At 35.3% G+C, this 26,904-nt stretch carries 22 protein-coding genes; 3 read left to right on the top strand and 19 right to left on the bottom strand.

Going from position 1 to position 26,904, the window contains the following annotated elements; translation table 11 throughout:
- Positions 1-34: 34 nt before the first annotated feature.
- From AVL50_RS06525 to AVL50_RS06560, 7 genes are all read right to left on the bottom strand, one after another.
- Positions 35-418 carry an AAA family ATPase gene (locus AVL50_RS06525; RefSeq protein WP_062615684.1) on the bottom strand — a complete coding sequence of 128 codons (384 nt, stop codon included), beginning with the start codon at positions 416-418 and terminating at the stop codon, positions 35-37.
- A 633-nt stretch (positions 419-1,051) separates the two neighbouring features.
- On the bottom strand, positions 1,052-2,038 hold the full coding sequence (locus AVL50_RS06535) for a nitronate monooxygenase family protein (protein ID WP_062615686.1): 987 nt from the start codon (positions 2,036-2,038) through the stop codon (positions 1,052-1,054).
- Between the two features lie 440 nt (positions 2,039-2,478).
- A complete protein-coding gene (locus AVL50_RS06540; RefSeq protein ID WP_062615687.1) occupies positions 2,479-3,165 on the bottom strand; it encodes an ATP-binding cassette domain-containing protein in 687 nt (228 codons plus the stop codon).
- Between the two features lie 10 nt (positions 3,166-3,175).
- Positions 3,176-3,991, bottom strand: coding sequence for a hypothetical protein (locus tag AVL50_RS06545; protein ID WP_062615688.1), 816 nt, complete (start codon positions 3,989-3,991; stop codon positions 3,176-3,178).
- Positions 3,992-4,143: 152 nt separating this feature from the next.
- A complete protein-coding gene (locus AVL50_RS06550) occupies positions 4,144-4,869 on the bottom strand; it encodes a hypothetical protein (protein WP_062615689.1) in 726 nt (241 codons plus the stop codon).
- A gap of 294 nt (positions 4,870-5,163) precedes the next feature.
- Positions 5,164-6,120 (bottom strand): SDR family NAD(P)-dependent oxidoreductase, encoded by a 957-nt coding sequence (locus AVL50_RS06555; RefSeq protein WP_082795694.1) that lies wholly within the window; start codon positions 6,118-6,120, stop codon positions 5,164-5,166.
- A gap of 36 nt (positions 6,121-6,156) precedes the next feature.
- Complete coding sequence (locus AVL50_RS06560; protein ID WP_062615690.1) at positions 6,157-7,056, bottom strand: S9 family peptidase; 900 nt, start codon at positions 7,054-7,056, stop codon at positions 6,157-6,159.
- A 339-nt stretch (positions 7,057-7,395) separates the two neighbouring features.
- On the opposite strand from AVL50_RS06560, the gene AVL50_RS06565 reads away from it, so the two are divergent.
- Positions 7,396-7,677, top strand: coding sequence for a DUF427 domain-containing protein (locus AVL50_RS06565; RefSeq protein WP_062615691.1), 282 nt, complete (start codon positions 7,396-7,398; stop codon positions 7,675-7,677).
- Positions 7,678-8,249: 572 nt separating this feature from the next.
- Positions 8,250-9,212 (top strand): hypothetical protein, encoded by a 963-nt coding sequence (locus tag AVL50_RS06570; RefSeq protein ID WP_062615692.1) that lies wholly within the window; start codon positions 8,250-8,252, stop codon positions 9,210-9,212.
- Between the two features lie 168 nt (positions 9,213-9,380).
- Here AVL50_RS06570 and AVL50_RS06575 read toward each other — a convergent pair whose 3' ends face one another.
- Entirely contained in the window at positions 9,381-10,985 is a 1,605-nt protein-coding gene (locus AVL50_RS06575; protein WP_062615693.1) for a glutamate synthase-related protein, read from the bottom strand.
- A gap of 347 nt (positions 10,986-11,332) precedes the next feature.
- A complete protein-coding gene (locus AVL50_RS06580) occupies positions 11,333-11,530 on the bottom strand; it encodes a hypothetical protein (protein ID WP_062615694.1) in 198 nt (65 codons plus the stop codon).
- A 161-nt stretch (positions 11,531-11,691) separates the two neighbouring features.
- On the opposite strand from AVL50_RS06580, the gene AVL50_RS06585 reads away from it, so the two are divergent.
- Positions 11,692-12,537: a helix-turn-helix domain-containing protein gene (locus AVL50_RS06585; protein WP_172826779.1), complete on the top strand. Its 846-nt coding sequence runs from the start codon at positions 11,692-11,694 to the stop codon at positions 12,535-12,537.
- 137 nt (positions 12,538-12,674) lie between these two features.
- Here AVL50_RS06585 and AVL50_RS06590 read toward each other — a convergent pair whose 3' ends face one another.
- The 10 genes from AVL50_RS06590 to AVL50_RS06635 form a co-directional block, all read right to left on the bottom strand.
- On the bottom strand, positions 12,675-13,721 hold the full coding sequence (locus AVL50_RS06590; RefSeq protein ID WP_157491179.1) for a hypothetical protein: 1,047 nt from the start codon (positions 13,719-13,721) through the stop codon (positions 12,675-12,677).
- A gap of 339 nt (positions 13,722-14,060) precedes the next feature.
- Positions 14,061-14,630, bottom strand: coding sequence for a hypothetical protein (locus tag AVL50_RS06595; protein ID WP_062615697.1), 570 nt, complete (start codon positions 14,628-14,630; stop codon positions 14,061-14,063).
- Positions 14,631-15,016: 386 nt separating this feature from the next.
- Complete coding sequence (locus tag AVL50_RS06600; RefSeq protein ID WP_062615698.1) at positions 15,017-15,718, bottom strand: hypothetical protein; 702 nt, start codon at positions 15,716-15,718, stop codon at positions 15,017-15,019.
- A 280-nt stretch (positions 15,719-15,998) separates the two neighbouring features.
- On the bottom strand, positions 15,999-16,961 hold the full coding sequence (locus AVL50_RS32700; RefSeq protein ID WP_062615699.1) for a hypothetical protein: 963 nt from the start codon (positions 16,959-16,961) through the stop codon (positions 15,999-16,001).
- Positions 16,962-17,289: 328 nt separating this feature from the next.
- Positions 17,290-18,513 (bottom strand): hypothetical protein, encoded by a 1,224-nt coding sequence (locus tag AVL50_RS06610; protein WP_062615700.1) that lies wholly within the window; start codon positions 18,511-18,513, stop codon positions 17,290-17,292.
- Positions 18,514-18,718: 205 nt separating this feature from the next.
- Positions 18,719-19,435 carry a hypothetical protein gene (locus tag AVL50_RS06615; protein WP_062615701.1) on the bottom strand — a complete coding sequence of 239 codons (717 nt, stop codon included), beginning with the start codon at positions 19,433-19,435 and terminating at the stop codon, positions 18,719-18,721.
- A gap of 377 nt (positions 19,436-19,812) precedes the next feature.
- A complete protein-coding gene (locus tag AVL50_RS06620; RefSeq protein WP_062615702.1) occupies positions 19,813-20,676 on the bottom strand; it encodes a hypothetical protein in 864 nt (287 codons plus the stop codon).
- Between the two features lie 400 nt (positions 20,677-21,076).
- Positions 21,077-21,646 carry a helix-turn-helix domain-containing protein gene (locus AVL50_RS06625; protein WP_062615703.1) on the bottom strand — a complete coding sequence of 190 codons (570 nt, stop codon included), beginning with the start codon at positions 21,644-21,646 and terminating at the stop codon, positions 21,077-21,079.
- Positions 21,647-22,376: 730 nt separating this feature from the next.
- The gene (locus AVL50_RS06630) at positions 22,377-23,438 is read right to left on the bottom strand and encodes a S9 family peptidase (RefSeq protein WP_157491180.1); all 1,062 of its coding nucleotides are present in this window, start codon (positions 23,436-23,438) and stop codon (positions 22,377-22,379) included.
- A gap of 757 nt (positions 23,439-24,195) precedes the next feature.
- Complete coding sequence (locus AVL50_RS06635; protein ID WP_063850587.1) at positions 24,196-26,853, bottom strand: glycoside hydrolase family 3 N-terminal domain-containing protein; 2,658 nt, start codon at positions 26,851-26,853, stop codon at positions 24,196-24,198.
- Positions 26,854-26,904: the final 51 nt, after the last annotated feature.

Genomic DNA, 26,904 nt, shown 5'->3' on the forward strand with positions numbered 1-26,904 from the left:
TGATGTAAGCCGAGTGTATTTTATACTTGGCTTACTATAATTTTATTTCAAACCTTTCCATCATTCTTTTGATATTACTATCAGGTACATTATGAATTGATTGCCCTCCATGTCTGTTTTCTACAATCAAAGAAGAAACTTGATAACCGTACTTTTCAGCCATAGAATAGTAATTTTTCATTTCATCTTCAGTAGTAAAAGTATTGGAAACTACAATCAGTTCCTGGTTTCTAGACATACAGAGTTTCACCATTTCTTCACATTGTTTGTGGGCAAAAGTGAGTTTTTTAGGATCAAACTGATATTCTCCGTTATCATTGATCATAAAGTCATCTGCCTCAATAGAACCGCCCATTGCTTGAGCAACTGTTGTCTTTCCTGCACCGGGTAAACCTCTTAGTAATATCAATTTCTTCATTTGTTAACAAAAATAAATAAGAGTTGTATTCAATTTTTAAAGATAAGCAGTAACTTTATATCAGAACTACATCAAAATAAACTTATACCATTTGAATTATTGTTTTGCGATTACTTCCCTACAAAATTTTTAAATAGAACGGCTATTACACTTTTTGCAGATGTATTCAACATAAACAAACCATAATCAGTAATAAGTTATTTCTGATGGAGAACTTAGAAACTAGATTTTTAATGATTACTTCCAAAACAACTAATGGTACGCCTTCAACATATTACCTTTAACAAATTAAGCTTAATCCAAAAAGCAGAAATCGTCCAGTACTTTTCAGACTTCCTTACCTCCATGTACAAGACCGGTAAAAAATTTGAACTTTATAATTATGACGGTGCCTATATACAGGTCAATTATAAGGAAGGGAATAGTATGGAAAACGAAATAGAATCGATCTATGAAATTGATAAGATATCACAATACTGCCCCTCAATTGACTGGAAAAAAATATTGAAATAAAAGGCTTAAACAGTATGTGCTATACTTCTAAGCCTTTTTTATATTAAATGCTCTGCTTTTCTACCCTCATCTAAATTAACGTAATCTTTCAAAGGAAGAGAAGTTTTAAACATGCCCCGTTTACTTTTCAATTAACTTTGCCGAAGCTGCATATTCTTCCACCATGCTATCCACTACTTCTTTTACAGAACGTATAGACTTCACGTATTCAATGGATGGGCCTGCACACCATACTGTTTTATAAGTGGCACTGAAAGCCGACTTCTCAAGCATCTTCATACCTTTGTAAAAAGTGAGCATCTTAGCAAATTTCTTCAACTTTTTGTTTTTATTGAGAAGAGATTCCAGCCAATTTTGTTTGGTTCCGATCTCCTGCATATAAGGTGTATTGATAACCGTACATGGTGTTCCTGAAAGCCTCGTGGTCATCACAATATCTTTGGCGCCATAATCTACACAAGCTTGCTTGTAAGCATCGTTGACACCTCCCTCATGCGTTGCTATAAATGGACTTCCCATAGAAATACCTACCGCACCAAGGTCTAGTTTTTCTTTCCATTGAACACCATTTCCTACTCCTCCAGCAGAAATTACAGGTATATCACAGGCCTTGACAAGTGCTGGCACCAACTCATTGGCAGAGGTAGGTCCTGCGTGTCCACCTGCTTCTTTGTTGACCGCAATTACTGCGTCAGCCCCCAATTCCTGTACTTTCAAGGCATATTTGGTATCCACTACATCACAAAAAACTTTGATGCCCAACGGCTTACACTTCTCAATGATTTTCCGTGGAGATCCCAAAGAGGTAATGATAAAGTCGACCCTAAGTTCCACGCAAGTATTCAATTGTTCTTGTAGCCGAACATTGGATTTGTTGGCAATGAGATTGACACCAAAAGGTTTATCACCAATCGCGGCTCTAATCTCATGAATAGCGGCTCTAAATTCTTTGTCGGTTCTATAGTTTAAGGCAGGAACGGTTCCTGTAATACCGCTTTTGGCGGCTGCAATCAGCATCTCAGCATTGGATACTAAAAACATAGGAGCCATAATTATCGGGTAATCAATACCCAACATTTCAGTTAGTGGTGTGGAAATTTTTTCCATAGTGTGTGTTGTATTGGTTGAAAATAGTATGCATGCATACTAAATATTTTACTACAATATGGACAATTATAATTGGAAAGTCAACCACACTAGCCTAGGCCTATGTAACTGATCGGGATGGAGGCAACTACATGTGACAGGAATTACATCAACAATATCAAATTTTACAATTGAAAAGCTTGATGATTTCTTATTAAAAGAGATGTTTCAAACATGCTCTAAAATATAATGGAGAATGAGAGGAACTTGTATTTTAAATTGAATTATATCATCTGCAATAAAAACCTTTTTGAATCGTGATTGTAATATTGGAGATTTTCAATTTACAGATGAGGCTGACTACCTATAAATGAAGTCCTATTTTTATCCCTTTTTAAATAGTTGTTACAGTATTTTAGGGTATTCGATATTCATACACGGGCAGATACATAGATTTGCTCCTACAGTAATCGATCAACAATATCCTGATGGTTATTGCTGAAATATTCTTTCATATAAGTATCCAACTGATCAAATTCCTCTTTTTCGAATGTTTGTTCTATTTTACCTTCTGAAAAGTGATATATTTTATCAGAAAGCTTTTGTAAAGCACTAAGTGTATGGGATGCAATAAGGATTATTTTCCCTCTCTCTTTTAAGGTATTGATGATTTTTTCTAAGTCAATTGAAGCTTCAACATCCAACCCTAGAAAGGGTTCATCAAGGAGGATAATGGGAGCATCAGCACTTAGCAACATCATCAGTGCAAGCCTTTTTTTCATTCCTGTGGAATAATAATCCACAATCTCATCTAAAGGTAATTCGAAAATGGTATTCCAACCTTCAATATCAAAATCGGGAAATCTTACTTTAAAAACATTGAGATGTTCCTGGCCTGTGATCATGGAATAAAACGTAGGTTTGGCCTCTAAGTAGCCTACCTGCGGTCTTGACAAGACCTCGTTATCCAATAAAGCTTCACCCTTAAAATTTTTCTTCCATTGAGCTATGATCTCAAACAAAGTAGTTTTACCTACACCATTCTTGCCCAATACACCTATGATATTTCCTTTTTCAATAGATATATTGATGTTTTGGAGCACTTTTTTTTCTCCATAAGCAAAAGATATATTTTTTAACTCTAACATAATATATGTATTAAAAATAATAGGATAATTGTCGATTTGCTCTCTTCCATGACCTTATTCCCACCACAAGAGGCAATGGTATTAAGAATGGAATAAAGATACTGATGTAGTAGAAGGCAATAATAAAAGTATTCGCCCTAAAATTTGTATCAGGTTCATAAGTAATATACTTCTGAAGGATCATCAAGAAAAGTACAAAAAACGAACCTAAAAAGAGATAAGCAATCACATAAAACACTTGAAGATAGAAAACCAGGCCTATAATCAGCCCAAAACTATTAATCATTAAGAAAAGAAGTGCCATTTGTCTGATCTTCTTTTTTAAAAATGAAGAAGAGGTATCTGCCACAGCATAAAGTATTTGCCTTGGCTCATTTTGAGTATAAAAACCAAATATAGAAATACTTGACACCACTATTCCTACCAACAAAAATTCAAATCGAAAAAGTCCCACAACAGCTAAAACGATGGAAATAATAATTCCCCATGCACCGCCATTTCTCATTCCCGCCTTCCAGTCATAAGCTGCTTTTGAGAATGGAATAGGAATCACAAAGCCTTGATTTTCCATGGATCTGTTGGTTGGCAAAAAGCTGGCTACCAATGGAAATAGAATGATGAATGGATAGATCGCATTGGAAGGAGAAAAAGCAATTCCCCAAGTAAATAAAACGACCCAGATGATATTTTCTAAAACATAATATAAAGAAGGAAACTTCATTAACTGCATTAAAATCTTCTCATCTTTTCTGTTCGCTTGTGCTGCAGAAAGAAGAGATAACAAAGCCGCATCCACAAAAAAGGCGTGCAACTCTTTAATGTGCATTAAGAAAAACTGGTAAAAACAATAGAAAACAAAAAGTATCACTAACCTTAAGATACCCAAGTCCACTAGAATTCTACCGATCTGTTTTCTTCTTATATTTAGTAAAGATAGAATTAATTTTAAAATCACATTGATCTAATTTAATGATAGTCTTACCAAGATTGTTGTCGCTCGTAAGTAGACAATGAAACGTGGAGATGGTCTCCTGTACCGTTATGTCTCACAATATTAAACCCCAAAGTATTAAAATAAATCTGACTAAACCAAATCATCCAGATCGGCCGGCCATTAGTTCTCAGGTCCATGGCATGCACATAACCGGTGTTTTGTACGAAATGCAAGGACTGTGATTTAGAGGCTAAACCCATTTTTTGATAATCTTCTGGCTCTCTACTCAAAGAGGTGATCAAGACATCTTTATCAAAAAGCAACAGCGTTCTTAAGCTGATTTTTAAGAAAGGATGTAATTGTGTATACTCTTGTTTGATCTGATCCGTTTTTGCATTTTTACCAGTAAAAGAAAATAACGCAAAAATTGTGTAAGTTATTACGAACAGGAAAATAGTCAGTACAATTCTTTTAATTCCTGTAAAACTGACTTTGTATTTTCTGAAGAAAAGCAGATAGCCCACCAACAAATAAAATAGTAAAATCATTGTCATAACCACCACTCCCGCTGAAAGTCCAAACCAAACCGACATGGCATATTCGTGATACATATAGATGCCACTTCTGATCATCATTGTAAAAGGTAATACACACAAAAAAAGGAAAAATGTGGTCAGAAAAAGGAATTTGAACAATGCTCCTTTCCATGAGAATTTCTTTGGGGGTTGTGAGTTTGCTTGATAAGAATGTGATTCGTAATTATAGTTCATTTTCTAGTTTTTAGATCTTTTAAGCCGTAAAGATAAAGAACTTGCTGTTGGCTTTCAAATGAGACTATATTAATAATTTATGACCAAGAGTCACCCAACTTACTTAGAGGTAGTTACTACGTTATTAATCAAGCCTTCGCTAACCACCCAACAAGTATATATTAAGTTTTGAAGTTACTTTTTCTTTTAAAAGTTTAGTGACGTATGGACATTACAAAGTAACGCCCATACTGCGAGTACTAATTTTGTATTTATTAACCGTATAATTAATCTGACACCGATTTTTGTTATTTTTTACAACGCCACCATTTGCCTACTGAGCTTGACAAGCTGATGGGCCGCTTCCATATCTTTTGCATGAGGGTTGGGCGAAGTCATTGGCCAACCACCTTTCCTGCATTCTTTATCTCTATACAAAACACTATGCTGGCTAAAATATGCTCCTGAGTGTTGAGGTGCATCCTCAGAAAGTAATACATGCAGTGAGGTCTGAGCAGACTCTTCATTGCTGTTGGTGATTGAATTTCGAAAAGGATATAAAAAGACTCTAAGTACTTTCATCATCACACCGCTACCGCCAAAATTACTTCTCGCCCAACCTGGGTGAACAGAAGCTGTGCTTACTCCTGTACCTTTCAGGCGTTCACCAAGTTCCATTGCATACAAATTGACCGCCACCTTTGCTTCACAATAAGCATCTACGCCATTGTATTTTCTATTCTTCCAATTGATGTCTTCAAAGTGTACCTTATAGCGGTTTTTGGCATTTCCAGCATGGCCCACTGAAGATAGAATCCCCACCCTAGCGGGTGCACTTTTTTTCAGTTGCTCCAAAAGGAGTTCTGTCAAAAGGAAGTGACCGAAGTAACTTACACCAATCGACATCTCAATACCATCTTTGGTGTATTGTGCCTGATCTCCTGAAAACAGAGCGCCAGCATTACACATCAAACCATCCAACCGGTCATATTTCGCCTTAAACTTTGCTGCAAAATTTCTCACAGATTGCAAGTCGGCAAAGTCCACTTTCATTACTTCGTAACTGCCTTTTAAATCACCAAAGGCTTTCGCTTCCTCCTCTCCGGCATCCACTCTTCTACACGCCATAATTACATGGCCACCTTGCTTGATCAACTGTTTTGAAGTTTCAAGCCCAACACCTGAATTGGCTCCAGTGACTACATATATTTTACCACTTATATCTTTTTGGAGTGTTTTCTCATCACACCAGATTACATTTTTATTCGCCATTTTTCTTATTTGAAAGTTTAAAAACCGAACAATACATTAATGTCTATCATACCAATCAAGCATCTGCTCTGGATGCTCAGAATAATAGGTATAACCATGAAAACGCTGTGATGTACCTTCTATCCAAAAAAGTTTTTTATCCTCTACTTCTATTGCATCATAAATGGCTTGAACATCTTCAGGAAATGTCATTTTATCTGCTTTCACTTGCGTCACAAACGTAGGTATTTTGATATACTTAGCATCAATAATTGGTGATGAATCCTCAATTCTAAAACCAAACTGCTCACGGTAAACTTCTTCAAAAGCTTTCTCTCCACTTTTGCCCAAATACATATTCTTACACAGTTTTTTGACAATGGCTTCACCCGAAATAGGCTGTATCAACATCATTGACTTTACGCCTTCAAAAGCTTCTGGATGTTTTTTCATTGCCACTAAAGTAGAGTTACCACCAAGACACATACTATGCAGATGAATGTTCATATCTTTAGTATCTTCACGTTGCTTCACATAATTCAGTGAACCTACCACATCTTTATATTCAAAAAGGCTTGGATTATACGCATTGCTTTGGGCAGGTGCACTGAAGCCATGGTTTCTTAGGTCATATGCCAACACATTGTATCCCGCCTCTGTCAGTGCTTTGTACTTTGGTAAAAAATTCACTTCAAATCCTCCTGCGTTCGTCCAGGGCTTTATATGTCCCGCATAACCATATCGGTTGCCAGGAGAAAAGTGATTACATATCACTATTTTATTCGATTTATTTTTGGCCGGCATGTACCATCCTTCCAATACAATTCCATCAATAGAAGTAAAAGAAATATCTTCAAAACGCATCCCGTATTCATCTGGTCTTCTTAAAATCGGTGAACGTCGAACAGTTGCAATCATTGGAACTATTCTTTTCATCATCATTCTAGCAATCATCATTGTTCGTTTTAGTGTTCTTAATAGGAAAATAGAAAATCAAGATGGCAGGAAAGTGCTTTTTAACCTTCTTGATATTACAAAGGTAGAGTGATGAGAAATGGAAAAAGTATACATATTGAAGCAATAGAGAAACATATTGAAGAAAGGATTGAAGTATCTTCTAAGGCCAACGGAGGCACTAATAAACTAATGGGTTGAAAATCCCTAGACGGGACTATTGAGAGTATGTTGCAAACATGCTCTAATATATTCTCTCTATTTTCTTGTAGATAAAAACAATCGGCACTATTTTGAATTATTATATCTATAAAAAACTCTCAAACTAATTATTTAAAAGCTATGAAAAAAGCAATTTGGAACGATGTCGTTCTAGCGGAAAGCGATGAGACCATCGTTATTGAAGGAAATCAATACTTCCCTCCTTCTTCTGTGAAAAAAGAATATTTCTCAGAGACAGCAACACACACTACATGTCCTTGGAAAGGGGAAGCTTCTTATTATACCATTGAAGTAGATGGTCAGAAAAATGTGGACGCGGCTTGGTTTTATAAACAGCCTAAAGAAAAGGCCAGTGAAATCAAGGATTATGTAGCTTTCTGGAAAGGAGTGAAAGTGGTCTAATTTTCTGATTTGAAATGAATCATCTGAATTTTAAATCATTCAAATGATCCAGGTATTTATGAATCCTCTCTAGTTTTAAGTAATAGGGAGGATTCTTTTTATTTACCCTCCATAACATTACCTACATCAGGTTGATTTACATTATAATCAAGATAAATTAACAAGCACACTGAAAGCCGTTTTCAATTTCTTTTTATACTCGATAGCAACTTTAAAGCATTACTAACATTCAAAATGACCCTATTTAGGACATTATATGTAAAATAAAAAACAAAGATTAGGGTATTACGAATAATATCCTTTAGATTGGCACTCTATCTTCAATCGAAATATTAAAACCTTCTGCATAAAGGCTAAATAATTAAATAGACAAGAACTCATTATTTAAGTACTAAGTCAAAAATAAATCATAGTTAATTCTAATTTATTTCTTTGTGAATACAACGCTAAAAAACGAATTAATAGTGGTTCTATTGAAAGTTTTTTGAAGGAAGTAATCGCAAAATAATAAATAGAATTAGTATTAGATAATTTTGAATTTGTACTTAAATATTCAAATCAATTACTTAACAATGAATAAACTCTCTTTTAATGCTACATGGTTACTAGCATTAATACCCATTGGTGTTGTCATCTTTGTCGTTGCTCCTCAAATCAAAAACACCTACGACAACTTCCAAGAAAGGGTGCTGGAACATCAGACGAATGTATATAAACTTGATGCGTTAACAAGCTTAGACAATCCTACAACTAAAGCGAAAAATGAGATCAGCAGGCTAAATATTTTAGTCACTGTACATGGAGAAGCACTCAGGAAAGAACGATTTACTTACTATAAGATCATGAGTATGCTTGGTATCATGGCGGTGATGTTTTTAGGTATGTTTGGTTCTAGCTTTTTAACAAGGCGACAAAAGTCTTCTCCCAATAATAAAGAAATCACCTTTCACTACGCCAACCCTCTTGAAGATGACATTGGCCAATATATTTCTTGGTCCGCTGTAAAAGGAAGCTCTAGTAATTTTAGGAGTGAATCTCTAAAGAAAACGAAATTGGGATACAAAATATCCTCTACCAACTATATGAAATTTTTTGCTTGGGGTTTCTTCTTCGTAGGAATCAATCAAGCAGTGTGGACTTTTGTTGAAGCAATAAAGTACGGCACAGATGAATTGACCATTATGAAAATAGGTGGCCTGTTTTTCACTTCAGGAGGCATCTTTATGATCGTAGGTTTATTTCTTTTAGTCCTAACAGGGACAAAAGTAATTATAGATACCCAAAATCAACGTATGATTTTTAGTGCTTCAGAAATAATCCCATTCCAGCAAATACATGCCTTACAAGTACTCCAGAAAATAAGCCGCAGCTCTTCTTCCTCAAGCAGCTACCCTTGTTATGAAGTGAATTTGGTTACGAAAAAGGGTGAGAGACATAACCTTTTCAACCATGGTGATAAAACATTTATTTTAAGCGATATGGCTAAAATCAGTAAGGAACTCCAACTTCCTGTATGGAATAGTGGTGTAGTTTAAGTTATTGGAAGGCATCAAGCACAAAAAAGGCTACCTGACGGTAGCCTAAATTTATTATAAATACTAAGACAAAGTTAAGCGAAAGCTTCATTCATGTCTTACAAGTCATCAAAAGTTCTCCTAATTTCTAAATATCATCAATATTCGAAAATTTAGTTTACAGTGTGATCAATGTCCTGCAAATCGGATCTGTGTCAATTGATGTGTTTTATAATCCATCGTAGATAAATCAGAGAAATTGAATTCTGTGAAGTCTCGATGACCACAAGCCCTTGCCACCACTTTCATTAACCCCGTAGTAGCTTCAAAGAAGTTGGACAATTGCTGAGCAGACTTTTCCATTTCCAACCGAGCTCTTAAATGATCCTTCTGAGTGGCAATTCCAACAGGACAATTGTTAGTAGAACAAGCTCTCATACCCAAACAACCGATGGCTTGCATGGCCGAATTGGAAACGGCAATTGCATCTGCCCCCAGCATCAAAGCTTTGGCAAAATCATCTGCTACTCTTAATCCACCCGTAATAATTAGTGTTATCTCTTTTGCTCCCATTTTATCCAAATGACGTCTTGCTCTAGCTAATGCCGGAATGGTCGGTACATTGATATTATCTTTTAAAATATTTGGAGCAGAACCCGTTCCACCTCCTCTTCCATCAAGGATGATATAATCTACTCCAACGGCCAAAGCGAAGTCAATATCTTCTTCAATTCTTGATGCGGCCATTTTAAAACCAATAGGAATTCCACCTGTCTGCTCCCTTACCTCATTGGCAAATTTTTTATAGTCTTCCACTCCGTGAAAATCAGGAAATGTAGCCGGAGATATCGCCGATTGTCCCTTTTCCAGACCTCTTACCTTTGCTATTTCCTCCGTTACTTTTGTTCCTGGAAGATGGCCTCCTGTTCCTGTTTTAGCTCCCTGCCCTGCTTTAAAATGGAAAGCCTGTGCCTTTTTCACTTTCTCCCATGAAAAACCAAATTTACCTGAAGCCAGCTCATAAAAATACCTTGAATTAGCCTGCTGCTCTTCGGGTAACATTCCTCCTTCCCCGCTGCAAATTCCCGTTCCTGCTTTCTCAGCTCCCATTGACAATGCAATTTTTGCTTCTTTTGACAGTGCGCCGAAGCTCATATCCGATACAAAAATGGGGATATCTAACTGCAAAGGCTTCTTCGCTTTTTTTCCAATCACAGTAGAGGTTGTCACTTCCTCCTCATCCAACAAAGGACGGCGGGATAATTGAGCTGGTAAAAACTGAATTTGCTCCCACCTTGGCAAAGTAGTGCGGTCTACCCCCATGGAAGAAGAAGGGCCGTGTTTACCGATTTTCTTCAAACCATTCTTAGCCAACTGCTGTATATAACTGGTGTAAGGCTCTGTCTCTTCAGGATGCGTATCAGCATACTGCCCCAGATAATCCTCTCTGTTAAAAGGTTGTGGAAATGCTTCTAAATAGGCATTGATCTCATCTTCATCCACATACAAGATACCCTCTTCAATCAGTGCTTGAAACTTATGCAATGCTTCTTCATTATTGTATTCACTTACACCCGTATCATACCGGTAATCCCATCCATGAAGACCACAAATAAGGTTATGCCCACTGATACTTCCATCAGACATCAGGGCTCCTCTATGCAGACAGCGTCCGTACAAAACAGAGACTTCTTCTCCATAACGGACCACCACCAAGTCCAATCCATTGACTTGAAATCCCACTGGCTTTTTTTCAGGAAGCCCAGCAACTTCGGTAAGTTTTACTTTTTTCATTGTGTTGTTTTTGGGTTGATAAGATATAGTTATTATGAGTAGAATGAGGGAAGAAATAGTCTATATCATTTTCCGATTGAATATCAAAGTGAAATCCCCTTTCTGCTCCACTCCTCATGCAAAGTATCGATTCAATAATTTACATATTCTTTTGCTAAAAAGAATCCTTATGTACCAGGAAAAAAATAATCGAACATTTTTAATGTTATTACCTCCCATTTCACACCCGGTAAAAATCTAATTTACAATATATTATAGTCTTGTGTTTGAAATTTTGATAGCACATGACATTTTGCACATTCAATAAACAATCACAAAAAAAGGCTACCATTAAGGTAGCCTGTTCATTAATATTTTTGGTTGGGAGTCAAAGTTTCTAACTCCTCTTTTTCTAGATCTTGTTCTTCTACTTGTTGTTCAACCTTTACTTCTTCTTTCACTTCCTCCTCCTCTTCTACTTTGAAAGATAATAAGACGATAGGAATACAAATAAGCATCACAATTGACCACAATGTAGTGCCAAGCATTATTTTGATATTTTTCATTTTCAATCGCAGTTCATTTCACTAAATCATATCATTAAAGAAATTTAATTTACAATTACGGGGAATCAAAGAAGAATGTTTCATTATTATAATTTTATAAGAAAATTGACTTTTTTTGAAAGATAAGAGTACTTTGATGTTTTACTCCATCAATGAGAAGTATGAACCAAAAGAACGCCAAAAAATTCTTATTTGAGACATTTGCATTACATCCCAAGGATGTTTTTCACCTTGCCCGTACAAGTATTGATCATCATGAGGATCTGATTATGCATTATCATGATTACTACGAGTTTTTTGTCATTTCTGAAGGAGAGGGAATTCATATGATCAACAATGAGGAGTTTACCATTCAAAAAGGATCTGCTTATTTTATACGTCCCAGTGATGTACACACCTTTAAAAAAACTTCCAAAGAGGAATTAGTAATTACTAATTTGGCCATTAAAGCCCACTGCATCCCCCACTATCAGCAACGCTATTTCGAAACTCCCAATCAGTGTTTCTGGAATGAGGACCCACTTCCATTTTCTTACAGCTTCAGTGAGAGTCAGCTTCAAACATTATTAGGACACTTGGAACAAATGAGTATCAGTGAAAACTCTCTACTCACTTTAGACCTTTTGCTTCTGCATCTCTTTGCTTTACTACAAAAACGTCCATACCAAGACGGCCAACTTCCTCCTTGGCTCAACTATACACTACAAGAATTCCGCTCACCTCATTATCTTAAAATGGGAATTGTTGGTTTTATTCAACTTTCCCAACGCTCAGGTGATTATATCAACAGGGTAATCAAAAAAACATTTCAAAAGACACTTACTGAACTTGTTTTAGAAGAACGCTTGAACTTTGCTGCACATCAGCTTGCTATGACCAATGCCACTATCAAAGGAATTTATACCAATGCTGGATTTGAGAATCACAGTTACTTTTTCCGTGTCTTTAAGAAGAAGTTTGGTGTAACGCCTTTACAGTATAGAAATAAAAACCATAAGGTGATATAATAATTATACATCAAAAGAGAAATGCTTTATAATATACTAAAGTGCAGTAATGTTGCAACATTATAACATTTGAAGAATTACTGTAAGCATTACTAAAAATGGAAACATCAAAGTTTTTTAAACACTGCCTCTAACCACTAGAACAGAACACCTCCCCCCAATCGAAACACACCGTTCCCATCAGTTCTCACATTGATAAAAGCTCGACTCTTCTTATAATATTCATAGTTCAAACTCACACCGCCAATCAACGTAGAGCGGCTTTCGATATTCTGTCCATTTTCTATAAAATAAGTAGAGAATCCTGCTTCTACTTTCGGATAAAGTTTGGTAGGAATTAGTCTATAATCAAATAAGATAGGAAAGTGCAATTGATATTTTTTCTCTTCACCAATGTGGTATTCAGAAACTAGTATTTCTGCCTGTATTGAAAAACGCTCATAAATGCCCGGTATATTTTGAATATTAACTGCCTCTCCTATAAAATAGCTTGGAGATGACTGATAATTATGTGTTCCATCCTCATCCAACAACAAGGTTTGGCCTAATCGCCCTCCTGTAACTCCAAAATTAATTTTGAGGGGTGTTTGTTTTTTTTCATAAATAATACACTCTTGGTCAAAACATACCTTATCATGATAGGTTTTAGCAATTTTGATAAAGGAATCATGAGAGTACTTTAGATTATTTACTTGATGTACCATTTTAGCATCCGCTAGAAGATAATTCATCAAATGTATATATTCTTTGAGCTCCTTTCTGTACGTTATCTTGCCATTGTCTACCACTTTTTCAGTGTTCTTCAGCTCATGTAACTCCCCTTCTTTTTGAATGTAATACCGGCCTTTTGCACCTTTATAAAAATAGATATTTACCGCACCACTGATTAGTACCTCCAAGAAAACCTGCTCTTCCTCCCCTTTCAGCTCAAGCGAGCTAGAAATATAATATTTTCCATCTACAAACCGGTAACCTTCTATCTCTCCAGGCAAATACCTCTTCTCAATAGATTGTTCATTAGTTCTAAAATCACATTGTGCACTATTAAACCTAGAAGCACGGTAATCAATTTGACCGTATACTTTCTTTCCTGATTTTTCGATAATATAGCCTGCCCTCCAGTCGTCCTGTGCGAAGGAATCAAAGCTCAGTAACAATAGTAAAATTGTAATCGTATTTCTCATCGTATAATGTTCTTACACTATAATATTAAGTTTGCTTGCAGTAGTTAAAATACATGGAAAGAAGCAAAGGGAGTGTTTGGTACACCATAGTTAAAACTATAGTACACAATATTATCTCTTCACTTTATTCCACATAATTGTCTGCTTTGAAACAGCTAAGTATCAATAATTGATGAGAACAAAAAACAATGCTTTTTGTAATTGGTCTATAAAATAATTTTCCCCTTGTATTGGTTTAATATTTTTGCTTTTGGGGTATGGTCGGGCTTAGTTTTGAAACCTATTCAAGTTCTAGGTAATGTTGATGCTCAACGCCTTGAATAGATATGGAAGACTTATTTATTTATCTACTACTCTAAACCATTTACATGCCCTTCTCTCTAGACCTCTGATATAATCAATTTTCCCATAATTATCTTCAATCCCCTCAGAAGCAAAAAAGCAATGTTTCCTTGATGCACCAACAACACCCTTAAATTGCCATATTTGTCTTCTTGGAATATTTTGAATGTTATATCTCAACCCTAACCAATCTGCTCCGTGAGTATACCATTCTCCGTCATTCAATGATTTTATAGCATCCTCATAACTCGGGTTATTTATATCATCATTTTCTTCTATCTGGGCTCTTTTGGCCATTGCCGCAAAACACAAATTGGCATAGTCAAAAACTTCTTTGTTTTCACCAAGAATAAATTTTGATCCGGTTGTAGCTAACTCTAATTCCTTTTTTGAAAAAGATAATTCGAATTCATCTCTCATGGTTACTTCGCACAAGTCATCATCCCATGTGTGATGAAAAATTTTATCAATCCCAAATATTTGGATTCCTGCTTTAATAATTGCTATTGAAACACAATTACCTGTACCACCTTGTTTAAATGCTTTAATTAATTCCTTTGTTTCCATTGTATATGTTTTACTCTAAGTACTATCATTATCAAAAAATTGAATTCAATCAATCACTTCAACGAAAAAAAACACTTTATCTAAGAGTGTTCGGTTCTGAAGAGGCATGTATTTTATGAGTTACAAACTATTACCTAGTAACCCAAGTCATTATTTTAAATTTCATTGAGTGTAATATTATATCATTACTCATTCTTTCATCAAAAGGATGTAACACAAAGAAAAAGATAGGCTAAACTACATGTTCCAACAACCATAATTTCAATTTCGGAAATAGAATCAAGTTTATTTATCTTTAAATGACATAGTTAGTTACATTTCTTACGTATAACGGTTAGTATAAAGGGTGTTTTAACACCCTTTATACAGTAGTACTTAGCTATATTTTAAAAGAAATCTCTATTGTCAGTGATTTGCTTTAGATTGCTGAATACACCTCTATCATAATCTATTTTACTGCCTTTAATTGCTATAGGAAAATATCCATTTGTACTGGCGACCATTTTAAGGCTTGTTTCACTTTCCATACTAAACCCAAGTTCAGCTTTTGCTATTTCATTAAAACTTGCCACCAGATCGGCATCAAGATTAAATGAAGTTTCGATAACAACTTCGAGGTTTTTGGCAAACATTACACCAGTTAAAATGATGATATTATTTCTATTAGCATTTTTCAAAAGTCTTCGGTTAGAATGATTAAAGTCAGCATTACTAAAATACTCTATGAGCTCACCAATAGGGTATTCTTTGGTTATGGCATTATTATAACTAATAGTGACTTTTTTTCCTTTCTTTAACTTAGCAGATACTTCTAAGTCACCCATTCCAAGAGTTTCTAAGATATTTTCTAAAACTGATATACCAATGTTGAACGAATACTCATCCTTTTTGGAAGTATTTACATCCAAGGCTTCAGCTTGAACCATATTCAAATTATCAGAACTTGAAAAAGCATGAGAAAGATGCTCATAATAAAGCTCAGCTTCATTGAAGGGTCTTTTTAACCATAATTGTAATGGTTTATGACTTCTTAGCGGACCGTCAATTAGATCGTACCCTTGATGCTTTAAGAATTTTTGTAATGACATAATTTTGATGATTAATTTAAAGTTTAGTATGAATAATTACCACTAATATTCTCTATACACCATTGTGTCATATTAAATATAATTGATTACACCATGGCATATATCTAATACACCCTTACACCACAACATCAAGTCTTTAGCTGGTTTTAAAAATAAGTTAGCTTGCTGTTTTAGTTTTCTATGTAAGAGATGCTTCAATATAAGCGCTTTGTTAATAACATCAAATAAAATGAATGATAAATTTGTATTTCACTTTAGAAAAAATTACATACGATACTCGTTAGTCATTTTTGATTACTGCTCCGCCCCATTCTACTAGGACTGATCCTTTTCTTTGGATCTTCGGTAATTTTGATTCAGGCAATGAGCCAATGTTCTTTTTTGATGCTTTTTTAAACTCCATGTACACTCTTAGGTGAGTGTCAAATTGGGGAACACAGGAGATAAAGGCTGTGTTATCTATATTGTCGTTGATTCTGAAATGGATGAAGCTGATTTCATTTTTATTCAATTCGGGTAGCCAATAGGCAATGAAATCGTTGGCTTCTCTGTCTGTTAGTCCGATGTGACTGAGTTTAGATTGTAAAAACGGTATGTAATCTGCTCGCCTTACATAAAAACCTGATTTGTAATCGTAGTGTTCTTTACTGAATGTATAGGTTCCATCCCAAAATAAGTATTCATGTTCTCTTCCATCCTTTGTGTCTATTAGTTTTCCGTCAGGAGAGGCTTTCACTGTCCAGCCTTTATCGTATTTTGGATAGGTATTCAGTAATTTACCTTTAAAATCTAATGTCAATTGAACGGTTTGTTCTTTTTCTGGATAGAGATAGATGATCGGTTTTGCTATAAGCACCGGAATATCATCCACCATTACAGAGAAATTCCTTTGAGATAAAGTATCGAGCTTGATAATATAATTGGAAGACAAATGCCTGCTGTAAAATTCAAGGTATTTATATCTCTTCAACTGTTTTTGACGTATCGTGAATTTGAAATTGTTGCTTTCTTTCGCTTTGAAGATCTTCTTTTGGACCGCATCCTGTTTTAAAGATTTTAAGAGATAAACTTTAAACTTCTTCAATGCAAGAGTATCCGTTTGTTCGGGCGTATCAAAGTTTATAAACGTTCTTTTTCCATAAAATACCTGACCGGTAAGCGTCATCTCTTCTTGTGCTTGCACTTTGCCTGAAAATGCAATGATAAAGCAGAACAGTGGGAATAGTATTAATTTTGATTTCATAAAAATGATAAGTGTACGTACTAAGACAAAATTATTTAATCCTGATTCCAATTTTTGTTTTGAGATTCCTCCCTTAAAAAAACGGTCAATAGAACCACTATTTATTCATTTTTTTGAGTCGCACTCACAAGAAATTATCAATTATTTTGGCTTAGTACTCAGTATTTGAAAAATCCCTACAGCATCACACTAAATTCTTTCATTCACCTCAATTCGTTTGCTTGTTGCTTTAGTTTTCTACAGAGGATGCTTGAATTTAAATATTTTATACATAACACAAAATAAAACACTCCGCAAATTAAAAGACAACTCCTTATTAATAAGTAGTCTAATCACAACCTGTTACACCACCACCGTACATTTTATAACTCTTCCAATCCGGATATTTTAAATAAGTAGAAATCCCTCCATAATTCTTATTTACAAATCCCAATATGTTATGTGTTGTTCCATTGATGTAAAAAGGTGAAAATTCAAAATGAGCCAGTTCTTCAAAATCATCGATAAAATCAATGGTATCACTTTTATTATTCCAAACAGCAAAAACATTTGTGTAAAAGAGTCCATCTTGTTGAAAGTAACAGTAATCACCGTAAATGACATTCATAAAAACAAAAGTGGTATCACCTAATGTCAATTGTTTGCTTTGTTTATCAATAGGAGGTTTTGGGGGATCATAGTCGTCCTCTAATTTTTTCATCGATTGAACCAATAGAGAATCATATTCGGTCATTTTGGGATGGTGCATCAACTTTTGAAAAGCTTCTTCCGTAATATCATCGTCTTCACCTTCTGTATTCCAAGTGAAATGGAAATCATTTTGCAAGTGTGCCACAGCTCCTTCCATATCAGGATCTAAATCTAGTTTTGCGGCAATTGTCATACGTCCCGTACTCATCAACTCTTTGGCGATATCAATTTCTGACCAATTTTCATTCTGCCAACGTACAATGTATCCCCAATAAGGAGTTGCAATATTGACAGCCAAAAACTCCTCAATTTTTGCTTTCGTTTGACGGCCGTCCCTATCGTAAACCACAAAATCTTTTCCCCTTAAATAGCTTAATTGAGCCGGCAGTTTTTTCTGATCAAATTTAGCTTTCACGAGGAATGCCTCAACTTCAACACCTTCATAACCGATCACCTCCGTTACCTCATCCACTTCAAACGTTGTCAGCATATACTTCCCACCCATAATAATAAAATGATTATCCAGAATGTAGGCATCTGTATCTTTATATTTCCCTGAATACTTTACATAACTTTTAAACCCTTGCTGATTTAAATCCTTGGATTGAGCCTTTGCCTGTTGTTGCGTTTCATGGGTTAAGACATTAATATACCAACCAGGATTGAGATTGTCGTATACTGAGGAATTCAAAATTTGCGTCTTAAAGTCATAACGTTTCTGAGATAGGACAGCGTCCTGCAAATTGTCCGCACCACTGAGTATCACCAACCATTTCTCATTCACATTTTCAACTTGTGCATACGCCACAGTATTCAAAAGAATGATAAACCATGTAATAATCACTTTCATTTTACTTTTCATCGTTTGCCTGCTTTAGTTCTTACTTTATCACACCTATTAAAAACAATATCTTCTTGCTGTGTTTAGTTTTTATAGGCATTAGCTGAAGGTAAATCATTTACTTATAACATAAAACAAAATAGGCTAACGAAAGAGATTTTTATATGAGTTTTAAACTTATTTAAAATAGGGTTACTACTTATTTCGTTAATAGCAAAACTGAATATTAGTTACAAGACTTTAATCGTTCTATTTGATTTTTTTGTTCCTCCCTTACGTATATTTCCAGTTTTTCATTATCAAGCTTCCCATCGGCTTTGCGTTCAAGGTTTTCTAAGTGGTCTACAATAGAAGGTTCGTTATCAATAAACTTACTTAATGGATATACCGGAATTTCCCTATCAAATTCCAATAAGAGCATCTGATGCATAGATGACCAAATTGTTTTGATTCCTCTTCGACCCCAATATCGATCATCCTTTGTATGATTAGTTGAAAACCTTAGCCAGGTTATAATTTTTGAAATATCCTTTAAGTTTTCATAAGGATATAAACCTACTGAATACTTTGGTCCAATATTACTAAAAACTCCCCTTAAAGAATCTATTACTATTGATAGGTCTTTTTGTGTTGCTGCAAAATCTTGATCAGTTGGATTACTTAAGTGAGTGTATTGAATTGATTGTTGAACAGCAGGTATTAAAATAGCCCACAGCTCTCTGAGTGCAGACAAATAACTAGCTCTCCTTTGGAAACAAAAACCTAACCACGCAGCAGGAATAGCAATTACAAAAGGTACCAAATCTTTAAAGGTTTGATAAACCACATTTACACTTCCAACCTTATCAGGAAATAGTATTCTTAAACAAATTCCTACAATAACTGCACATGAATAGAAACATACTACAATAACAGTCCACTTACGTAATGTTTTCCGTGTCATATCAACATATTTAGTTTTAGATAAGATGAGGAATCTCTCACACTAAGACTTTAGCTAAATTCAAAATTATGTTCGCTTGTTATTTTAGTTTTTTGTAAGAGATATTTGAATTTAAAAAATTAATGAATAACACAAAACAAAACGAATTCAGAATTTGTATTTCGTTTTCAACTCACAAACAGATATAAATTGCTTTTAAGAGGTGAAAAATGTGTATTCTAGCTAACTTTTGGAAAAAAAGTATAAGATAGGAGAGAATGGGGAAATCAGTTAGGAGAATTATGATAAGAATGCTTAGCCTCTATTTTCTTAAAACTTGATCCACTGTCCCAGCATTTATTTACGAGACAGCTTTTTTATCTAGTAAGTCATTTTATTCAAATTTCAAATATCCTAATCTCAACTCCTTCGGGTAGAATTGAAAATTTAGATTTTATTTTTTGTAATCTGTTTTCTAAAATATTGCGGTATCCACTTTGAACTCCTATTGCAAATACAATATTTATTTTTTTGTTCTTAAAGTTCCCCTCATTAACAATAAAAACATCTTTCATAAGTTGCTCTGCTCTATTTTGAAAACCTTTTCCTATTAACCCAAACGGAGGATTCTTTACATCGATGAATGTGATTTTGTTTTGCTTTTCGTTCACTCCATCAATTGTAATTGGAGAAGAGTTTTGAAAATTTATTGATACATTTCTTTTAACAGGACTACCTAATTCTAATTCAATACTATCAAGTATTGTATTTTCAACATTAAGATATTGTTCTTGAATATTCTTTGCGGTATTTGAAGCAAGGTCAACAAGATTTTTTATATTGACACTGTTATTCTTTTCATCAGATATTTTAATATTATTATTTTCCTCAATCTGAGTTTTTTCCTCTTCGTTCAATTCTTCTGTTACATCTAATTCTTGAGATATTTTAAATCCTTGATAAGCACCTGGTAAATAAGAAACCACAAAGTTATTTTCATCTTTAAAGTTATTTTCATCTTTATAGTCACCTGGGCCATATAACTTTTTGTGATGATATACTACTAAGTACAAGAATGCTACTAATACGATGATAGGAAATAACACCAAAAAACTTATTAATATAAACCTTTCTGTCTCTCCCAAACATTTCGTGGATGTCATTACAATTGAACTACAACCATAAATAAGACTAATAAATAGACCAATTATACCAAGAGGGTTTTTAGTAAATCCGACAGCGTTTGTCATGAATTCTTTCATAATCTTATAATGCCTATAAAAATTAGATAAACACCACAATGCGACTTTAATATATTTTACACCATGGCATGCATATCTATTATTAATAATCCTTACACCAATACACCAAGTCTTTAGCTAAATTTCAAAATATATTTGCTTGCTGTTTTAGTTTTTTTGTAAGAGATGTTTCAATATAAGCGCTTTGTTAATAACATCAAACAAAACGATTTGAAAAATTTGTATTTCATTTTCAATTCGTGAGCAAATGCAATTTTATTTTGAAAGAGCGGAAAATGAGAAGCTTGAACTAACTTTTAGAAAGTTGGGGCATAAAAAAATCCCAGAGAAGGGACGGAGATAAGGAAGAATAAGAAATCAGTTAGAGAAATTGGGGTGTGAAAGGGGAATTAAGCGACGTTTAGACGCACTTCTTCTGTTCCAATGTGTTGATTGGGTTTTTCCAGAGGGTAAATGGTGTTGCTTCTTTGATCAGTTCACGCATCCAATAGTATTTTGGACCGGGTTGGAGTTCTTGTACTCTTATAAGGCGGAAATGCTCCATCCAAAGATCGTAGTATTCCCAATCGTCTTGGTGATGGTAATACTTTTTGCCGATGCGATAGGCGTACCATTTTTTAAGATAGACAAAGTCATAGTCTTTGCCTTTCAGTTTGAGGTCATAATACTGATCTGAAAGCCAATAGATATATTTTCTTTCGGCGTAGAGTTCGTATTTGTTTTTTCGGTAGGGATGCGGTGTAAAGGGGTTCTTCTTTTTGGAACCTACCCACTTTTTTCGGGCGAGGTACAACTTATGAGCGTACTCTGCATTGTATTTTTTGGTTACAGGATGCGTATTGCGTTTGAGCTCGCGGTAAATGGTGGAAGGCGAGACTTCCAAGCCCTCTGCAATTTCTGCAACGGTAAACCGCTTGTCTTCGATTAAGCTTTGGATCACTTTTCTATGGTAGAGTTGAAGGTTTTTCATCGTTGTTAGTCTTTAGGACGAGAATGTTGAGTATCGCCTTTTACAACTTCGGCTTTGGAACTTATGAGTACTGATACGTTCGGATCGTTAAGCGTATCGTAAAAATTAATAGTTTGCATAGTTGCTTTCTTATAGAATTATTTAGCAGATTTTGGTTGTATAAATTTTGCGAAATATTCTTCTAAAGCTCACAATTTGTGCTTCATAAACTGACATTATCTTTATTGATGAATAATTTTTATTGGGAAAATGATAAGCGGTTGGGTATTAATATAAGCTTTGCTCTAAAAAAAAGAATAGCTCGCAGTGACACCTAATGGTAGACTCTACGAACTATTACATTATTAATCAACCTAGTTATTTGCTTTTAAGTACAAAGTCAAAAATAAATCATAGTTAATTCTAATTTATTTTTTGTGAGTACGACGCTAAAAAACGTATTAATAGTGGTTCTATTAAAAGTTTTTTGAAGGAAGTAATCGCAAAACAATAAATAGAATTAGTATGAGATAATTTTGAATTTGTACTTAAGTACTGTGACAAAAGAAATTGAACAATAATTACGTGCACCATGACTGAAGTCATGGGCTAGTGATACTGACTCCGACAACACTAAAGTGTTGCCTCCGTAATCAACCTTCAAGACTTCAGTCTTGGTTAGGTTGCTGTATCACCTGCCCATAGTTTTAACTATGGTGCACGAAACACCCGTTTTCATTTGTCCTAGTACTTATATTTTGTTATCAATCCAGTTGAAAACTTCTTCTTTTACTTTTGGAGGGAAAGAATGCTGTCCATTATTTTCATCAAAGTAAATTACTTCTATGTTATTTTCAACTCCTTTCTCACTGTTGGTGGTCTTTGCTTGTGCAACCATTTTTTCTGTTGAGGCTACATGTCTTTTACTGTACTCAATCTGCATGTCATTCCATTTACCATACTCACTTTTACCTCTTGTCAACAGCATTGGTCGTGGTGAAATACTTGATAAATAGGCAACATCACCTCCTGCTTCTGCTAGTCCAGGGATAACGATAGCTGCAGGTGGTCGTTGGGCACTGTTTTGATCAAAGTAATCTAAAAACTCTACTAAACCACATGAAGAAACACCTAGTTTGACTCTTTCATCGTAGGCCATAAAGTATAATAAGGCAACACCTCCGCCTGAGTGACCGATTGCTCCAATTTTACTTTGGTCAATGCAATCCATAGTGTATAAAACATCGGTTGCTCTTGATAAATCGTACGCCATTTTGCCTGGAACAGAGCGTCCTTTCAGCAAAAGTTGTGCTCCCCAAAATTCAAAAAGCTTCATATCTCTGTCGGCATTCACTTCTAGTGTGTCAGATTCATGTATTCTTCTTCTTTCTGCATGGTTTAATCGATCTGGACAAATTACAATATAGCCTCTATCAAAGAGTTCTTTACCGTAATGCATATCTTCTTGTCCTGCAAGTCCTGCCGTTTCAAGTTTTCCGATGTGTGAACTGCCACCGTCTTGATGAATGGCAATCATTGCTGGCAGTTTTTTATTTTCAGCTCCATTGGGGACAAAGAGATAAGCCTTGATTCTGTCCTCAGGTTCATCAAAAACACCTCCGGCAGGTTCACTTAGGTAACTAATTTTATACCTGGTTCCGTTTTCTAGCTTTACCGTTTCTAAGGTATCGATTTGTAATTCAGGCTTTTCGGGCATAACCCCAAGCAAATCAATTAGTTTTTCGTTTTGTGTTTTTTCTTTTGAACAAGAAAAGAGCATTAGTCCAATGACAATTAGAATAGTTTGTTTCATTTTCTTAAATATTTACGTTTGTATAGGTTATGATAATAACCTGCTTTCATTTCCACTTTGCACAATATTCATTTTGTACAACCTGTCACATTGTAGTTGTTTTTGTACAATAGTTTTGATTCATAATTAGTTATAACTCTTACACTAACCCACCAAATCTTTAGCTAAAATTCAATATAAGTTTGCTTGCTGTATTAGTTTTTTGTAAAAGTTGTGTGAATTTAAATAATTTATATATAACACAGATATTAAATTCGTATTTCATTTTCAATCTAAATAAGGAAATGGTTCGTATTGTGGGGCATAACATGGTTTTTATGGTGGTTCGGTGGACGTTGCAATGCAACATTCCTACAAAACCTCTTTCAATCAATGAGATACTTAAATCGGAAAGATAGCGCTATGTAGAGCCACAATGCCTTGTGGCTCACGAACCATCATAAAACAAAACCTCAAGATAGGTTACCTTGAGGTTTTGTTTGATTTTCACATTTCATTTGAGCATCAGGATATTCACCATATATCAAACCTATTCGATATTTACTTTTTTAAGCTAACATGTGTAGTGTTTGAACTAGAAGTCAGAGACTTCTTATGATCTGTCCAGCACAAATGACGCTATCGCTTAACATTTGCGCTAGGTAAGAATCAGAACCACTGGTGCGGATGTTAAGCGACAGCGTCATCCGTACCTAATGATCACTAGAAATCTCCTGATTTCTATAAAAATTGTATACGTTATTCTATTGCTTCGTATTTATTTCACTTCAAAAGAAGTTTCCAATCGGATATCATCAGAAGCGGCGCCGATCATTACTTTGAAAGTACCTTCTTCTACCACTCGTTTCATTTGTCTATTCCACAAACTTAGATCGTCTGGCGTAAGAATGAACTCAATCGTTTTTTCCTCTCCTGCTTTGAGGTATATTCTTTCAAATCCTCTAAGCTGCATTATTGGTGTGGCTACTGAACTCACTACATCTTGGATATAAAGTTGAGCGATTTCTGTACCGTCTACTGCTGAAGTGTTTTTTACTTTTACGCTCACCGAAAGGTTTTCGTCTTTTGCTATTTGAGTTTTTGCTAACGAAAGGTCTTTGTATTCAAATGAACTGTAGTTTAGTCCGTGACCAAAGGCAAATAGTGGCGTGCTTGCTTCATCAACGTAATGATGAGATGATGACCTTTTATGATTGTAATACAACGGAAGCTGTCCTTCACTTCTTGGGAAAGTGATTGGGAGTTTTGCAGAAGGATTTACTTTTCCTGTAAGGATATCTACAGTTCCCTGCCCGCTCAATTCACCGGCGTACCATGTTTCCAAGATCGCTGTGGCTTGATTCACTTCTTCTGTCAGTACCATTGGACGGCCATTTTGCAATACCAATACTATAGGAGTTCCTGTTTCATGCACTGCATCAATCAATCCTTTATGGTAGGTGCTTAATCGCAAACTTACTTTATCAAGACCTTCACCAGATTCTTCCAAAGATTCTCCCACTACAATAACCGCTACATCTGATTCCGAAGCCACTTCAACAGCTTCTTCATACATAGAAAATCTACTGACTTCAAGATCTGGCTTCACTTGCCAACGCAACCCGATTCCATTGGAGCCTTCCAAACCTGCATGCTCAATTCTGATCTTGTATTGCTCCCCTTTTTCTAATCTGATCGTACGTGTTCGAGTGACATTCCATGACTCTTCATTCCAGCAATCAATAAATAATTCATCTCCAAAATACATTCTCCCTAAATCATCAGCGACCAAAGCGAAAGTATAATCACCTGAGTATTTCGGAACGATATAACCTTCATATTTCGTAGAGTAATTAGATGCACTTACACCTGCCGCAGGACTTAGGTTATGCCAATTTCTGATCAATTCAGACGTTACTTCTGTCACTACTGCTTCACCTGTTAGGTCAGGCGTATTGAAGAATTGTCTTGTCAATCCACCTTGCTTGTTATCCATTGATACTAAAACTTCTGGATCAATATGTTCAAACGCATTGGCAGGTAATTTTGGATTCACGTAAGTCACATCATAATTGGTATTTTGAAAGGCTTCTACAATGGATACTCCTTCTACTTCTTTTGGAGAATAACCTCCTAAATTCACTTCATCAGCCATTTTACCAAGTACTGCAACTTTCTTAATATTGTCAGAAAAAGGTAAGATCTGCTCGTTGTTTTGCAATAATACAATGGATTTGTGTGCTGACTCTAAGGCTAATTCTTGATGCTCTTGAGTGTGATAACGTTGTTCTTTTAAAGAAGGGTCGATGTATGGATTTTCAAATAAACCTAATCGGAATTTCACATACAATACACTTGATACTGCTCTATCAATATCTTCCATACTTAGTGTTTTCTCTTCCAAAGCTTCTTTAACGGAAGTTTCAAATACTTCATGTGAGTAATCATAGAACTGCATATCCAAACCAGCTCTTATAGAATTGGCGATGGCATCTTTTGGAGTGGCAGCAGTGAAGTGACTGTTTTGTTGCTTAGCAATGGCACCTAAATCTGAAATCACCATTCCTTTAAAACCCCATTCGTCCCTTAATAAATCTTTTAATAACCACTCATCTGCAGCGGCAGGAATACCATCCCATTCATGGTAAGCCGCCATGGCTCCTAATGCTTCAGCTTCCTTAAATGCTTTTTCGAAAACATATAAGAAGTTGGTTCTTGCTTCTCTTTCGCCAATGTATACTGGTGATGTATTGCTACCTCCTTCAGGAATACTATGTACACCAAAGTGTTTTGGCTCTGCTACAATTGCATCATCTTTTGTAAGGTCATCACCCTGCATCCCTTTAATGATGGCTACTCCATTTCTTGCCGCTAAATAAGGATCTTCTCCGTAGGTTTCCTGCACCCTGCCCCAACGTGGCTCTCTACCAATACCCAATACTGGTGAAAGGACCATATGCACACCTACTGATCTTGTTTCTCTACCGACAGCATGACCGATTTTCTCCATTAATTCGACATCCCACATACTGCCCATTCCGATAGGTACAGGAAAAGCTGTTGATTTTTTTCCTTGGTAACCGTGCAATGCTTCTTCAATAAAAAGCACCGGAATACCTAAACGAGTTTCTTCTACAAAATACTTTTGCACTTCATTGGATAAAGCAGCGTTTTCAGGATAATAATCATGGATGGAACCCACGCTTTTATCCCCTAGCATTTGCTTTACTTTCTTTACTTCCAATATCCCTTCTTTGGTAAGATCTCCACCGGAATACATATCCAATTGCTGGATTTTTTCTTCTAATGTCATTCTTGACACTAAATCTTTCACCCTTGTTTCTATGGGTAAGTTTGCCTTTTTATAGTCGGGCTTTTTATCCGTTACTCCCGCTGATATAAAGAATAGGGATAGACATAAAATTAGATTTCTCATCTCAGTTTAGTTGTTGTAAAATCGTATTATTTCTGTACTGTCTTTAATTAT

Origin of the sequence: Flammeovirga sp. SJP92, from assembly GCF_001583495.1 — a bacterium.
Taxonomy (GTDB): Bacteria; Bacteroidota; Bacteroidia; order Cytophagales; family Flammeovirgaceae; genus Flammeovirga.